The organism is Streptomyces sp. 3-6 (genome assembly GCF_056323165.1).
The window spans coordinates 334,459-348,764 of the sequence record NZ_JBWHZP010000002.1 but is presented as its reverse complement, the minus strand read 5'-3'; the positions used below and the strand labels follow the sequence as shown (position 1 = coordinate 348,764).

Here is a 14,306-nt window from a genome sequence, read left to right as displayed (position 1 = left end):
GTGCCACGGATGCGAACGTCCACTTGTCCGGACAATGTGACCGGACACGGACCCGGGCCGTGAGGACAGGACGGCGCGGTGTCTCGGAGACGGGACGGCGCGGATTCCCGGGCTCGCGCCCCCGCTACCTCACGGCGGCACAACCTGAGGGACCCGACGACGGCGAGTCCGGGGATCCGACGACGGCAGGACCTCAGGCCCTGAGCCCCCGAGCCCTCGGCATCACAGGACTCGGCCCCCCGGCGTCTCGGACTCCCGAAGTCTCCCGACCTCACCCCCTCAGGACCGGACGAGCAGCTGGAACTCGAAGGAGTAGCGGTCCGGCCGGTAGGTGTGGGTGCCGTACTCGACGGCGCGGCCGGTGTCGTCGAAGGTGACCCGCTGCATGGTCAACAGCGGGTCGCCGGTGTCCTCGCCGAGCCGCTCGGCCTCGGCGGCGGTGGCGGCGCGGGCGCCGATGGTCTGACGGGCGCTGTGCAGGGTGATGCCCGCGGCCCGCATCAGCCGGTAGAGCCCGGTCGCCTCCAACTGCCCGGTGTCCAGGTCGAGGAGCCCGCAGGGGAGGTAGTTGCAGAGGTACGCCATCGGTTCGCCGTGGGCCAGCCGGAGCCGTTCGACGCGGTGCACGTCGGCCGCCTCGGGAACGCCCAGCGCGGCGGCGATCTCGGCGGAGGCCGTCACCACGGTGTTGACCAGGACCCGGGTCGCCGGGCGCTGGCCGGCGGCCTCCAGGTCGTCGTAGAGGCTGCTCAGTTCCAAGGGGCGCTTGACCTGGCTGTGCACCACCTGGGTGCCGACGCCCCGGCGCCGGACCAGGAGCCCCTTGTCGACCAGGGACTGGATGGCCTGGCGGACGGTCGGCCGGGACAGTCCCAGCCGTGCCGCCAGCTCGATCTCGTTGCCCAGCAGGCTGCCGGGGGTCAGTGCGCCGTGCTCGATGGCCGCTTCGAGCTGCTGGGACAGCTGGAAGTACAGCGGGACGGGGGAACTGCGGTCGACGCGCAGCTCCAGCCGGCCGGTCGGGTCCACTCCTGGTTTCGGCACGGCCCGAGCGTAGCCCCGCTGATTGTTGACGGGAAGTAGTGTAGTTCGGTTGTCCGGACATACGGATTGACAGGGAGGGGCGGGGGCCGCACCTTGATTCCATGCGCATCGGGGTCATCGGTACAGGCCGCATCGGCACCATTCACGCCCACACGCTCAGCAGGCATCGCGACGTCGGCTCGCTGATCCTCACGGACGCCGATCCGGCGCGCGCCCAGGCGCTCGCCCACCGGCTCGGGGAGACGGCGGCGCCCGGGGTGGACGAGATCTACACGTGGGGCGTGGACGCCGTGGTGATCACGACCGCCACGCCCGCCCACGCCGAACTGATCGGCCGGGCGGCACGCGCGGGTCTCCCGGTGTTCTGCGAGAAGCCCATCGCCCTGGACCTGGCGGGGACGTTACAGGCCATCGCGGAGGTGGAGACGGCCGGGACGGTCCTCCAGATGGGATTCCAGCGCCGGTTCGACGCGGGCTACACCGGTGCGCGTGAGGCGGTGCGCTCCGGCCGGCTCGGCCGGCTGCACACGGTCCGGGCGATGACCAGCGACGCGGAACCGCCGCCCGCCGGGTACCTCGCCCAGTCCGGCGGCCTGTTCCGGGACACCCTGATCCACGACTTCGACATCCTGCGCTGGGTGACCGGCCGGGAGATCACCGACGTCTGCGCGGCCGGGTCGGACGCCGGGCCGGCGGTGTTCCGCGAGGCCGGCGACGTGGGCACGGGCGCCGTCCTGCTCACCCTGGACGACGGCACGCTCGCCGCGGTCACGGCGACCCGCATGAACGGCGCCGGGTACGACGTGCGGATGGAACTCGCCGGGGAGCGCGACCAGATCGTCGTGGGGCTCGACGACCGGACACCGATCGCGTCCACGGAGCCGACCGGCCCGCCGGCCGCGGACAAGCCGTGGACCGGTTTCCTGGAGCGCTTCGCGCCGGCCTACGAGGCGGAACTCGTCGCCTTCGTCGAGGTGGTGCGCGGCGAGCGGCCCAACCCCTGCGACGGGCGGGAGGCGCTCCAGGCGCTGCGCATCGCGGAGGCGTGCGAGCTGTCCCGGCGGGAGCGCCGGGCGGTGCGTCCGGCGGAGATCCCGGGCGGGCAGGAGGCGGCCTTCGGCTGAGCCGGGACGGGCGTGGCCCCCTTCACCGGTGCCGTGGCGGCCCCCTCGGCACGCGCGCCGCGTCCGTCCCGGCTCAGGGTGTCGCGACCGGCAGGACGGTGCCCTCGGCGACGGCGCACAGGGTCTCGGCGCCGTCGCCGTCCACCGTGAACAGGTCGCAGCGGACGACGGCCCGGCGGCGGCCCGCGTGCACCACCTCGGCGCGGGCCCGCAGGGTCCGTCCGGTGGCCGGGCGCAGGTACTGGATGGAGAAGCCTCCGGTGAGCACGTGCGGCCCGAGCACGGTGCCGCCCGCGAAGGTGAGCGCGTTGTCGGCGGCGTAGGACACCACACCGCCGTGCAGGAAACCGTTCTGCTGGTGCAGTTCCTCCCGGACGTCGATCTCCAGGGTGGCGCCGCCGTCCCCGAAGGCGGTCACCCGCGCGCCCACGAGCCGGCTGAAGGGCTGGCTGTCCAGGACGTGCCGGGCGGCGGTCAGGTCGAGAGCGGGCGGCGGGGTCATGGCGGCGGGGCTCCTCAGGAGGCGTCGGAAGGTGCAGGAAGACGAGGGAAGGGGGTCCGGGGGCGCCGGGTGCTACGGCGTCCCGGGCGGGTCCTCGGGGAGTCCGGCGTCGTAGGCAAGCAGGGCGATCTGCACCCGGTTGTCGAGGTCCAGCTTGGCCAGGATGCGGGATACGTGGCTCTTGACGGTGGCGACGCTCAGGTAGAGCTCCGCCGCGATCTCCGCGTTGGCCAGGCCCCGCCCGACGGCGACGGCGACCTCGCGCTCCCGCTCGTTGAGGGTCTGCATCCGTGCCCGCGCGCGGGCGCGCCGGGTGTCGGCGGCGGTGCCGGCCGCGTGCGCCATCAGCTGCCGGGTGACCGCGGGCGACAGCACGGGATCCCCGGCCGCGACCCGGCGCACCGCGGCGACGATCTCGGCGGGCGGGGTGTCCTTCAGGACGAACCCGGCGGCGCCCGCGCGCAGCGCCCGCAGCACCTGCTCGTCGGCGTGGAACGTGGTGAGGACGATGACCTGCGGGGCCTTCTCGCGGCCGCGCAGCGCCTCGGTCGCGGCCAGCCCGTCCACCGTCGGCATCCGGATGTCCATCAGGACGACGTCGGGGCGGGTGCGGTCGACGAGGGCGCCGACCTCGCCGCCGTCGGCGGCCTCACCGACGATGTCGATGTCGTCGGCGCCGCCCAGCATGAAGGACAGCCCGGCCCGCACCAGCGGGTCGTCGTCGACGAGGAGCACTCTGATCGCAGTCATGGGCGGTACGTAATCACGGCGGGGCGGTGCGGCGACACGGGGTGCGGGCCGGCCGGTCCGGCGGCGGGGGACGGCGCGCGGTGCCGGGGCCGGGTCACGGCCACGGCAGCCGGGCCCGCACCTCGAACCCGCCGTCCGGGGTGGGCCCGTGCTCCAGGGTGCCGCCCGCCAGGGTCGCCCGTTCGGTGAGCCCGATCAGCCCCTGCCCGGCACCGGGGACGGGCGGTACGACGTCGCCGGGCGGCGGGTTGGCCACCGTCACGTCGAGCCCCTCCCCCGGTGCGCCGGTGACGGTCACGGTGACCTCGGTGCCGGGGGCGTGCTTGCGGGCGTTGGTCAGGCACTCCTGGGCGATCCGGTAGGCGGTGCGGCCGACGGCGGCGGGCACGGCGTCGGCGTCGGTGACGCGCAGGGCGAGGACGACCTTCATGCCCGCGTCGCGGGACTCGGCGACCAGGGTCTCCAGGGCGGCCAGCGTGGGCTGCGGCCGGCCCCCGTCGTCGGAGTCCCCGGCCCGCAGCACGCCGATGATCTCCCGCAGGTCCTGGAGCGCCTCGTGGGAGCTCTCCCGGATCACGCCGGCCGCCCGCGCGATCTCCTCGCGCGGCGCGTCGGGGCGGAACTCCAGCGCGCCCGCGTGCACGCTCAGCAGGGTCAGCCGGTGCGCGAGGACGTCGTGCATCTCTCGGGCGATGGCCTCCCGGGCCAGCCGCTGCGCCTGTTCGGCACGCAGCCGGGCCTCGGTCTCCGCCCGCCGGGCCCGGTCCCGCAGGCTCAGCAGGAGCTGCCGCTTGGAGCGGACGAACATGCCCCAGCCGACGACGGCACCCGTCAGCACGGCGAGCAGGACGACCGCGGCGGTGTACGGCAGGTCGGGGTCCGGACGCCACCAGAAGTAGAGCGGAAAGAGGGCGAGTTGTGCCGCGCTCACCCAGGCCACGTAGCGGAAGGGCCGGTGCACGGCGAGCGTGAACAGGGCGATCATGGCCACGCCGCCGGAGGTCTCCGAGACGAAGCTGACCGGGACCATGGCGACGGCGAGCCCGAGCGGCCAGCGGCGGCGCAGCCAGAGCGCGGCACAGGAGAGCGCGCCGAGCAGCTGGTCGACGGCGATCAGGGCGGGCGGCACATCGCTGTGACTGAGCGTCTCGGCACCCAGCAGGCCCACCACCACGGCCAGCAGGAAGCATCCGAAGTCGACGACCCAGTCCCGCAGGGTCCGCCGGGGGCGGCGCCCGGAGCGGTCCGTGCCGGGGTCGAGCTCGTGCAGGAGGGCGGACGGGAAGAACCATCGGGGCCCCGTGAGCACCGGGGCGGTCTGCGCCGCCTTGTCACCAGTCACGGTCGACAAATCTACGCAGGGGGCCGGGCGGCGCGCCGCGTCCCGGGCGGGATCGGATACCGAAGTCGCGGCGGCGCAGACTTTCGGCGCACCGGCCGCCTCGGACCATGGTCCTCCGTCGCCCCGGGGCCGTCCCCCGGCCGATCCGGGCGGGGGCGCGGCCGCGCGAGAGTCGACGGCATGAAGCAGACGCTGGAGGTTCTGGGTTTTCTCGCCGTGGTGCAGGGGCTGGCCGGTCTCGTGAGCGAGTTCACGGACTGGCACTGGGGGGTGGTGCAGCGCGTAGGCTTCCTCGACGGCTACGAGCTCTACGCGAGTCTCGCCCTGCTGGTGCTGGGCGGCGCCCTGTTCGCCGCCGCGGAGAGCCGGGCGTCCGGCTGACCACGACCGCTGACCGCGACCGGCTTCACCGCTTCCGGCCGACCGCGTTCGGGCGGCACCATCCGGGCGGCACCGTCCGGGCGGGCCGTCCGGAGCCGGTGTGCGGACCGGTCCCGTTCGTCAGGCGTCCTCCGGCAGCTCGAACGCGCCGTACTCGGGGCGCCCGGCCGGGGCGTAGGTCTGGATGGAGACGCCGGTGCCGGTGACGCTGCCGCCGGTGCGGCGGAAGGCGGTCGGCAGGAAGCCCTCCCCGAACAGGCGGCGCCCGGCGCCCAGCACGACGGGGAAGGTCACCAGGTGCAGGGCGTCGACCAGGTCGAGGGCGAGCAGCGACCGGGCGAGGGCCGCGCTGCCGTGCACCTGGAGCTCCCCCTCGGTGCGTTCCTTGACCGCCGCCACCTCCTCGACGAGCTCACCGGTGAGCACGGTCGTCGGGGACCAGTCCGGGTCGGTGAGGGTGCTGGAGACGACGTACTTCGGGAGCTTGTTGATCGGCCCCGCGATCGGGTGGGCGGGGTCGGTGACCTTGGGCCAGTAGGCGGCGAAGATGTCGTAGGTGCGGCGGCCCAGGAGGAAGGCGCCCGCGCGCGAGAAGCCGTCGGCGGCGAACCCGCCGAACTCCTCCTCGACGAAGGGGACGGTCCAGCCGCCCTGGCGGAAGCCGTCGGAGGTGTCCTCGTCCGGCGCTCCGGGAGCCTGGTGGACGCCGTCGAGGGTGACGAAGCTGGTGACTACGAGCCGGCCCATGGCGGGACCTGCCTTTCCGGTCGTTCACGGGTGGGACGTCATGGTGCAGACCGCCGCCGGGGCCGCCACTCATCGGTCGCCCGCGTCCTCGTGGACGATGTCCGTTGCCCGCCAGCACTCCCGGGGCGCGGACGCTGGGATGGACCCATGACGGAATACGCCCATGTGCAGTCCCCCGGGAAGACGAATGAGAAGGCCGACGGGAGGCCGCTGGCCGGCCGGGCGGCCCTGGTGACCGGCGGCGGGCGCGGAATCGGCGCGGCGACCGCGCTGCGGCTCGCGCGGGAGGGCGCGGACGTCGCGGTGACGTACGTGCGGGACGAGGAGGCCGCCGCGGAGGTGATCCGCGCCGTCGAGGCGCTGGGGCGCCGCGCGGTGGCGCTGCGCGCCGACGCCGGTGACGCCGGGGAGGCGGCCGGCGCGGTGGCGGCGGCCGTGCGCGAGCTGGGCCGGCTCGACGTGCTGGTGAACAACGCGGGCGTCGGGGTGCTCGGTCCGGTGGAGTCCCTCACGGACGCCGACGTGGACCGGGTGCTCGCGGTCAACGTGCGCGGTGTCTACCTGACCTCCCGCGCGGCCGTCGCCCACCTCCCGCGCGGGGGCCGGATCATCACGATCGGCACGTGCATGACCCAGCGGGTGCCCGGGCCCGGCGGGACGCTCTACGCCATGAGCAAGTCGGCGCTGGTCGGCCTCACCAAGGCGCTGGCACGCGAGCTGGGCGGCCGGGGGATCACGGCCAACATCGTCCACCCGGGGCCGATCGACACCGGGATGAACCCGGCGGACGGCCCCCACGCGGACGGCCAGGCGGCGATGACCGCGCTGGGCCGGTTCGGCACGGCGGAGGAGGTGGCGGACACGGTCGCCCACCTGGCGGGCGCCGGCTACGTGACGGGCGCGGAGTTCGCGGTGGACGGCGGACACGCGGCGTGACGCGGGCTCGCACGGGAGCGGCTCGCGCGTGAGCAGATCCCGCGAGCAGATCCCGCGTGAGCATTCCGCGTGAGCGGACCCCCCGTGAGCGGACCCCCCGTGAGCGGATCCCGCGTGAGTGACCCAGCCCCGCGCTCGCGCGTGAGCAGATCCCGCGTGAGCGCCCCCCCATGAGCGGACCCTGCCCCGCGCTCGCGCGTGAGCCGCATCCGGCGCGGGCGCCCTGCGAGCGGGCTCCCGCGCCGGATGCCGCCGGTCAGCCGCCCAGTTCCTGGTGGCGGGCGGTGAGGGCCGCCGTGCCCTGCTCGGTCAGGGAGCCGAAGAGGCGCAGGCGGGAGATGCCGCCGTCGGGGAACACGTCCACGCGGGCGTGGGTGCCGACGGCCGCGTCCGGGAGGACGAAACGGTGGTTGGTGTCGGGCTGGAGCGGGGTGCGGGGCAGGATCTCCCGCCAGTCGCCGTCGTCGCCGTCCCTGACCGACACCGAGGCCCAGCCCGCGCTGTTGCCGAGCAGGTAGGCGGTGTCGATCTCCAGGGCGCGGACCGCGACCTGGCCGGTCAGCGCGTAGCGGATCCAGTCGTGCCCCTGGTCGCGGCGGCGCCGGGTCTCCCAGCCGTCGTCCATCTTGCGGGAGCGGCCGGGCTGGATGGTGTGGTCGGCGGGCGAGTAGAAGCGGTCGGAGGCGTCCTCGACCCGGCCGCCGTTCTCCAGGGCGACGGCGTCGAAGGTGCCCAGGGCGGTCAGCCACGCCGGGTCCGGGACGACCTCGCCGTGGACGCGCAGCCGGGCGACGCCCCCGTCGGGGTACTGCCTGAGGCGCAGGTGGGTGAAGCGCTGCTCGGCGGAGACGACGAAGCCGTTGGCCGCGTGGCCGCCCACCGGGGTGCGCGGCACGAGCGTCGTCCACTTCACGTCGTCGGAGAGCAGGTCCTCCGGGGACGGGGAGCCGGCCACGGAGGTGCCCTCGACGGACACGGCCTGGGGGTAGTTGCCCCGGAAGTGGGCGGTGTCCACGACGATGCCGCGGACGACGCCGGGCGCGCCGAGCCGGATCAGCGCCCAGTCGTGGTCGTCGGCCGCGGGCCAGGGGTGGGCGGCCGAGGTGCCGCGGCGGCGCCGGGTCTCCCAGCCGTCCATGACCTTGCCCTTGTGACCGAAGTGCTCGGGGTCGAACTCGGCGCGCTGCGGCAGGATCAGGTTCTCGCGCTGGGCGAAGAACTCGTCGTTGGCGGCGATGACTCCGGCTCCGAGCCGCCGGTCGGCGAGGTCGGTGAGCCTGCGGAAGGGGAGGTCGGCCGTGCGGTAGTCCGCGTAGGGGTCGCCGCCGCTGTAGGGGTGCGCGTCGCCGGTGAAGCTCAGATTCGCCGTCACGGGGATCGGGTCCTGCCTTTCGGGAGTCGGGGGGCCGGTGTCGGAGCCGGGGTCAGGGGTGTCGGGTGAGCAGGCGGCCTTCCGGTGCGGTGAAATCGCCGTCGGTCAGGATGCGCCGGCCGCGCAGCCAGGCGGACCGGACGACGCCGTGCAGGGTCCGGCCCGCGTAGGCGGTCACGCGGTTGCGGTGCTGGAGGGCCGCCGGGTCGACGGTGAAGGTCGCGTCGGGGGCGAGGACGGCGAAGTCGGCGTCGTGGCCCGGAGCGATCGCGCCCTTGCGGTCGTCGAGGCCCGCCAGCCGGGCGGTGCCCTCCGCCATCCAGCGGACCACGTCCTCCAGGCCGTAGCCGCGTCGGCGGGCTTCGGTCCAGACCGCGGACAGGCTGAGCTGGAGGCCCGAGATGCCGCCCCAGGCGGTGCCGAAGTCGGCGGTCTTCAGGTCGGCGGTGGACGGGGAGTGGTCGGTGACCACGCAGTCCACGGTGCCGTCCGCGAGGGCCTGCCAGAGCAGGTCCTGGTTGGCCGCCTCCCGGATGGGCGGGCAGCACTTGAACTCGCTGGCGCCGTCCGGGACCTCCTCGGCGGTCAGGGTCAGGTAGTGGGGGCAGGTCTCGGCGGTCACGCGCACCCCGTCCGCCCGGGCCTCGGCGATCAGCGGCAGGGCGTCCGCGGAGGACAGGTGCAGGATGTGCACGCGCGTGCCGAACCTGCGGGCCTGGCCGAGAAGTTGTGCGATGGCGGTGTCCTCGGCGTCCCTCGGGCGGGAGGCGAGGAAATCGGCGTACCGGGGGCCGCTGCAGGGCGGGGCGGAGGCGAGGTGGTGCGGGTCCTCGGCGTGGACGATCAGCAAGCCGTCGAAGGCGGCGATCTCGGCGAGGACGCGGGCCAGCCGGTCCTGGTCGAGGTGCGGGAACTCGTCGACGCCGGAGGGCGACAGGAACGCCTTGAAGCCGAACACTCCCGCTTCGTGGAGCGGGCGCAGGTCCTTGAGGTTGTCCGGCAGCGCGCCGCCCCAGAAGCCGACGTCCACGTGTGCCTGGGCGGCGGCGACCTGCTGCTTGATCCGCAGGTGGTCCACCGTCGTGGTGGGCGGCAGCGAGTTCAGGGGCATGTCGACGAGGGTGGTGATGCCGCCGGCCGCGGCGGCGCGGGTGGCGGTCCAGAAGCCCTCCCACTCGGTGCGGCCGGGGTCGTTGACGTGCACGTGGGTGTCGACCAGGCCCGGCAGCAGGACGTCGTCGCCGACGTCCTCCAGACGTGCCCCGCGGGGGACGGGGGCGTCGTGCGACAGGACGGCGGTGATCGTGCTGCCGGCGACCGCGACGGACGCGGCCCGCGGGCCCTCCGGTGTGATCACGCGCGTCGAGCGCAGCACCAGTTCGGTGTCGGACACCCGTACCCCTCGTTTCGTCGTCTGGATCCTGGCGATGGCCCTGCTGTTGTGCCTCGGCGGCTTCTACGTCGGTCTTTTCGGCCTTCTGCGTCGGCTTCTTCGGCCTTCTACGTCGGTTTTCTCGTCCTTCGTCGCGGCTTCCTCGTTCGTGTCAGTGGCTTCTGCGTCGGCTTCTTGGCCGGCTTCTCGGTCCATGTCGGCGGCCGGTCCGCCTCGGCGGTCGCGTCCCGGCCGCCCGGCCGCCCCGCCGGCGGGCCCTCGGGCCGGGTCCGTCCGCCGGTTCTGCCTGTTCCGGCCGAGTTCCGGCCACGTGGTTCTCCTGGTGGGGCCCGGTCGACCGGTTCGGCCGGTGCGTGCTCGTGGTGCACCCCCGCACCTCGTTCCGGCGGGGGCCGCCCGGCGTGGCCCTCGCGTTCCGGCGGCGCGGCTGGTCCCTCGGGCGGGGCGGCCCGTCGACCCTCCGTCCGACTCGCGGCCCACCTGCCGATTTCAACGTTCTGTTGAAGGAGTCTTCACTCCGATCCGCCCACCGTCAAGAGTCGCGGACGCCGGGAGGGGCCCGCATCCGCAACTCTGGATGTTTCCACTAAACGGAATTAGACTTCCACCAAACAGAACGTGCCTCCGCACGAACGGGCCGCCGTCCGGCCGCCGGGTAGGCTTCTGGCTCCCGCGTGCCCGCCCGTCCGCCCCGAAAGGAACGCGTCGTGCCGACGTCCAGCGCCAGCACCCACGAGTCCGCCCGGACGTCCGCCCCCAGCGGTGGCGTCCAGTCCCTGGAGCGGGCCTTCGACCTGCTGGAACGCATGGCGGACGCGGGCGGCGAGGTCGGCCTCAGCGAGCTGTCCGCGAGCAGCGGCCTGCCCCTGCCGACCATCCACCGGCTGATGCGCACCCTCGTGGCGTGCGGTTACGTCCGCCAGCAGCCCAACCGCCGTTACGCGCTGGGTCCGCGGCTGATCCGGCTCGGCGAGTCCGCTGCCCGGCTGCTGGGCACGTGGGCGCGTCCGCACCTGGCCCGTCTGGTGGAGGAGACCGGGGAGACGGCCAACATGGCGCTGCTCGACGGCGACGAGGTCGTCTACGTGGCGCAGGTGCCGTCGAAGCACTCGATGCGGATGTTCACCGAGGTCGGGCGGCGCGTGCTGCCGCACTCGACCGGTGTCGGCAAGGCGTTGCTGGCCGGGTTCCCGCCCGAGGAGGTGCGGGCGCTGCTCGGCCGCACCGGGATGCCGGCGGCGACGGACCGGACCATCACGACACCGGAGGGTTTCCTCGCCGCGCTCGACGACGTGCGCCGGCAGGGGTACGCGATCGACGACAACGAGCAGGAGATCGGCGTGCGCTGCCTCGCGGTGCCGGTCCCCGACTCCCCCACCGCCGCGGCGATCTCCATCTCCGGCCCGGCCGGGCGGGTCACGGAGTCGGCGACGGAGCGGATCGTGCCGGTGCTCCAGCAGGTGGCGGCGGAACTCTCGGAGGTCCTGACCGCGGCGGGTGGCGGCACCACCGCCTGACGGCGACAGGCCGGCCCGACCGGGGACACCGGGGGGCGGCGCACACCGGGCGACGGAACGGCCCACACCCACGGACGCACCGGCCGACGGCAGCACCCGGAGCGGTGCACACCCCCGGGCGACGGGCGACGGTCGACGCCCCGCGTCCGCGGACGCACCGGACGGCAGGTGATCCCGGCGCGGTCAGCCGCGCGGCGGCGCGGCGAGGAGTTCGACGGCGGCCCGCACGTCCTGGACGCCCCGCCGCAGGGCGCTCATCGAGCCGATCGCCCCGGCGACCAGCAGCAGCGAGCGCCGCAGCCGGGGCAGGTCCCGGCCGCCGTCGGCGGCCAGCGCGTCGAGGGCGGCGAGTTCCTCCTCCGCGATGCTCCGATCGGGGAACTCCACCGGATGGGCGGCGAGTTGGCGACGCAGTCGGGCGACGGCGGTGCGCAGTTCCGTCACCCGTGGGTCCTCGTGGTCCCCTGCTGCCACCCGCCTCTGCTCGACGCTCCGCAACACGGTCCTCCCCCTCGCACGCCGGTGTGCGCCTCCCCTGCCCGGCCCGGCATCGCGCCCGACCGGTGCGCGCCAGTAAACGCCACCCCGGGCCCGTCGCGCCAGTCCGCTGCGTCATCGAATTGCTCCGCAGCGTGACGCCGTGGCCCCGGGCGCGCAGCGGCGCGCGCCCTTCCGCGCCGCGCTCGCGCCGCCCGCGCACGCCCCGGCCTGTGCGGTATGCAGAGCACATGACGGAGTTGCGTGAGGGCCGGGATGTACCGGTGGTGGCGGGTCTGCTGCTGGCGGCGGGGGGCGGTCGGCGGCTCGGCGGGCGCCCCAAGGCGCTGCTGACCCACCGGGGACGGCCACTGGTGGAGCACGCGGTGCGGGTGCTGCGCGCCGGCGGCTGTGCGCGGGTGCACGTGGTGCTGGGTGCGGCGGCGGAGGAGGTGCGCGCCCGTGCCGCCTTGCCCGGCTGCGTCCTCGTGGACAACCCGGAGTGGGAGCAGGGCATGAGGACGTCCCTGCGGGCCGGGCTGGACTCGCTGGCCGGCACCGGAGCGCGGGCGGCCCTGGTCACGTTGGTGGACCAGCCGGGGATCGGGCCGGAGGCGGTCGCGCGCGTCCTCGCCGCGTACCGCGCGGGCGACTCGCTGGTCTCGGCCGTCTACGACGGGGTGCGCGGCCATCCGGTGCTGTTCGGTGACGCGCACTGGGCGGGCATCGCGGCGACCGCGACCGGCGACCAGGGCGCGCGCGCCTATCTGCGGCAGCACGCGGGCGCGTTGACGGCGGTCGAGTGCGGGGACGTGGCGGCGGCGTACGACATCGACACGGAGGCGGATCTCGCACACCTGGAGTGAGCAAGGAGTGAGCGGGGAGTGAGCGGGGAGTGAGCAGCATGGCACGGAGAGCCAGTCGCCGCCGCGCCGGACGTGCTTCGCTTCAACAGAACATTGAACTTCCACCATGAGGAAACTACTATCCACTGCCCAGAAGCGTCCGGTGTGCGTTCCGGGCGCTCCCGCCCCACCCCGGGTCGCCCGGCACCCGGTGCCACGCTCGCGAAGGAAGTGACAGCACATGTCCGCACCAGCGCCGTCCCCGCTGGCCGTCGTCGACGCCCCGGAGCTGCCCCGGCAGGACGAGGTCCTCACCGAGGCCGCGCTCGCCTTCGTGGCCGAGCTGCACCGGCGGTTCACGCCGCGGCGTGACGAACTCCTGGCCCGCCGCGCGGAGCGCCGCGCTGAGATCGCCCGTACCGCCACCCTGGACTTCCTCCCGGAGACGGCCGCGATCCGCGCGGACGACTCCTGGCGCGTCGCCCCGGCCCCGGAGGCCCTGAACGACCGCCGGGTGGAGATCACCGGGCCCACCGACCGCAAGATGACGATCAACGCGCTCAATTCGGGCGCCCGCGTCTGGCTCGCCGACTTCGAGGACGCCTCGGCGCCCACCTGGGAGAACGTGATCACCGGGCAGCTGAACCTGACCGCCGCCTTCACCCGGACCATCGACTTCACCGACCCGGTGTCCGGCAAGTCCTACGCCTTGCGCCCGGCCGAGGAGCTCGCGACGGTGGTCGTGCGCCCGCGCGGCTGGCACCTGGACGAGCGCCACCTCGTCGACGCGGACGGCACGCCGGTGCCCGGCGCGCTGGTCGACTTCGGCCTGTACTTCTTCCACAACGCCCAGCGGCTGCTCGACCTCGGCAAGGGCCCGTACTTCTACCTGCCGAAGACCGAGTCGCACCTGGAGGCCCGCCTGTGGAACGAGGTGTTCGTCTTCGCCCAGGACCACCTCGGCATCCCGCAGGGCACGGTCCGGGCCACCGTCCTCATCGAGACGATCACGGCCGCCTACGAGATGGACGAGATCCTCTACGAACTGCGCGACCACGCCTCCGGGTTGAACGCCGGCCGCTGGGACTACCTGTTCTCCATCATCAAGAACTTCCGTGACGCCGGGCCCCGGTTCGTCCTCCCGGACCGCAACGCGGTGACGATGACCGCCCCGTTCATGCGCGCGTACACCGAGCTGCTGGTGCGCACCTGCCACCGGCGCGGCGCCCACGCGATCGGCGGCATGGCCGCGTTCATCCCGTCCCGGCGGGACCCGGAGGTCAACAAGGTCGCCTTCGAGAAGGTGCGGGCCGACAAGGACCGGGAGGTCGGCGACGGCTTCGACGGCTCCTGGGTCGCCCACCCCGACCTGGTGCCGATCGCCCTGGAGTCCTTCGACCGGGTGCTCGGCGACCGGCCGCACCAGAAGGACCGGCTGCGCGAGGACGTCGACGTGCGCGCGGAGGACCTCCTCGCCGTCGACTCGCTGGACGCCAGGCCCACGCACGCCGGTCTGGTCAACGCCGTCCAGGTCGGCATCCGCTACATCGAGGCGTGGCTGCGCGGACTCGGCGCGGTCGCCATCTTCAACCTGATGGAGGACGCGGCGACCGCGGAGATCTCCCGTTCCCAGATCTGGCAGTGGATCAACGCGGGCGTCGTCCTCGACACCGGCGCACGGGTCACCGCCGACCTGGTCCGTGAGGTGGCGGCGGAGGAACTGGCGGCCCTGCGCGCCGAGGCGGGCGAGGAGGCGTTCGCGTCGGGTGCCTGGCAGCAGGCACACGACCTGCTGCTGCGGGTCTCCCTCGACGAGGACTACACCGAGTTCCTCACCCTGCCCGCCTACCAGCAGCTGAAGGGCTGAAGCCCCGCG

Annotated in this window: 14 protein-coding genes; 6 read left to right on the top strand and 8 right to left on the bottom strand. The window is 74.2% G+C overall.

Translation table 11 applies throughout. From position 1 onward, the window contains the following. Window positions 1-279: 279 nt before the first annotated feature. Window positions 280-1,029: a GntR family transcriptional regulator gene (locus AC02VZ_RS05695; protein ID WP_476474748.1), complete on the bottom strand. Its 750-nt coding sequence runs from the start codon at window positions 1,027-1,029 to the stop codon at window positions 280-282. 116 nt (window positions 1,030-1,145) lie between these two features. On the opposite strand from AC02VZ_RS05695, the gene AC02VZ_RS05690 reads away from it, so the two are divergent. Further along, a complete protein-coding gene (locus AC02VZ_RS05690) occupies window positions 1,146-2,168 on the top strand; it encodes a Gfo/Idh/MocA family protein (protein ID WP_164335503.1) in 1,023 nt (340 codons plus the stop codon). Window positions 2,169-2,241: 73 nt separating this feature from the next. Here AC02VZ_RS05690 and AC02VZ_RS05685 read toward each other — a convergent pair whose 3' ends face one another. From AC02VZ_RS05685 to AC02VZ_RS05675, 3 genes are all read right to left on the bottom strand, one after another. Continuing rightward, a complete protein-coding gene (locus AC02VZ_RS05685) occupies window positions 2,242-2,670 on the bottom strand; it encodes a PaaI family thioesterase (RefSeq protein ID WP_164332476.1) in 429 nt (142 codons plus the stop codon). Between the two features lie 72 nt (window positions 2,671-2,742). Beyond that, window positions 2,743-3,420: a response regulator transcription factor gene (locus AC02VZ_RS05680; RefSeq protein WP_164438982.1), complete on the bottom strand. Its 678-nt coding sequence runs from the start codon at window positions 3,418-3,420 to the stop codon at window positions 2,743-2,745. Window positions 3,421-3,514: 94 nt separating this feature from the next. Next, on the bottom strand, window positions 3,515-4,762 hold the full coding sequence (locus AC02VZ_RS05675; protein WP_476474698.1) for a sensor histidine kinase: 1,248 nt from the start codon (window positions 4,760-4,762) through the stop codon (window positions 3,515-3,517). Between the two features lie 180 nt (window positions 4,763-4,942). On the opposite strand from AC02VZ_RS05675, the gene AC02VZ_RS05670 reads away from it, so the two are divergent. Next, window positions 4,943-5,143, top strand: coding sequence for a hypothetical protein (locus AC02VZ_RS05670; protein WP_164332978.1), 201 nt, complete (start codon window positions 4,943-4,945; stop codon window positions 5,141-5,143). Window positions 5,144-5,263: 120 nt separating this feature from the next. On the opposite strand, the gene AC02VZ_RS05665 is transcribed toward AC02VZ_RS05670, so the two are convergent. After that, on the bottom strand, window positions 5,264-5,890 hold the full coding sequence (locus AC02VZ_RS05665; RefSeq protein WP_476474697.1) for a dihydrofolate reductase family protein: 627 nt from the start codon (window positions 5,888-5,890) through the stop codon (window positions 5,264-5,266). 147 nt (window positions 5,891-6,037) lie between these two features. Here AC02VZ_RS05665 and AC02VZ_RS05660 point away from each other — a divergent pair, with 147 nt between their 5' ends. Further along, window positions 6,038-6,826, top strand: a complete 789-nt coding sequence (locus AC02VZ_RS05660) for an SDR family NAD(P)-dependent oxidoreductase (RefSeq protein WP_476474696.1) — start codon at window positions 6,038-6,040, stop codon at window positions 6,824-6,826. Between the two features lie 256 nt (window positions 6,827-7,082). Here AC02VZ_RS05660 and alc read toward each other — a convergent pair whose 3' ends face one another. Both alc and allB read right to left on the bottom strand, forming a co-directional pair. Beyond that, complete coding sequence (gene alc / locus AC02VZ_RS05655; RefSeq protein WP_476474695.1) at window positions 7,083-8,198, bottom strand: allantoicase; 1,116 nt, start codon at window positions 8,196-8,198, stop codon at window positions 7,083-7,085. A gap of 52 nt (window positions 8,199-8,250) precedes the next feature. Next, window positions 8,251-9,591, bottom strand: coding sequence for an allantoinase AllB (gene allB, locus AC02VZ_RS05650; protein ID WP_476474694.1), 1,341 nt, complete (start codon window positions 9,589-9,591; stop codon window positions 8,251-8,253). A gap of 707 nt (window positions 9,592-10,298) precedes the next feature. Here allB and AC02VZ_RS05645 point away from each other — a divergent pair. Next, a complete protein-coding gene (locus AC02VZ_RS05645; protein ID WP_432054908.1) occupies window positions 10,299-11,108 on the top strand; it encodes an IclR family transcriptional regulator in 810 nt (269 codons plus the stop codon). Between the two features lie 183 nt (window positions 11,109-11,291). Here the strand turns inward: AC02VZ_RS05645 and AC02VZ_RS05640 are convergent, their stop codons facing one another. Further along, window positions 11,292-11,609, bottom strand: coding sequence for a DUF5955 family protein (locus AC02VZ_RS05640; RefSeq protein ID WP_432054909.1), 318 nt, complete (start codon window positions 11,607-11,609; stop codon window positions 11,292-11,294). Between the two features lie 227 nt (window positions 11,610-11,836). Between AC02VZ_RS05640 and AC02VZ_RS05635 the strand changes: the two genes are divergently transcribed. Both AC02VZ_RS05635 and aceB read left to right on the top strand, forming a co-directional pair. Continuing rightward, a complete protein-coding gene (locus AC02VZ_RS05635) occupies window positions 11,837-12,451 on the top strand; it encodes a nucleotidyltransferase family protein (protein ID WP_476474693.1) in 615 nt (204 codons plus the stop codon). Between the two features lie 220 nt (window positions 12,452-12,671). After that, window positions 12,672-14,297 (top strand): malate synthase A, encoded by a 1,626-nt coding sequence (aceB, locus tag AC02VZ_RS05630; RefSeq protein WP_432054911.1) that lies wholly within the window; start codon window positions 12,672-12,674, stop codon window positions 14,295-14,297. Window positions 14,298-14,306 lie beyond the last annotated feature (9 nt).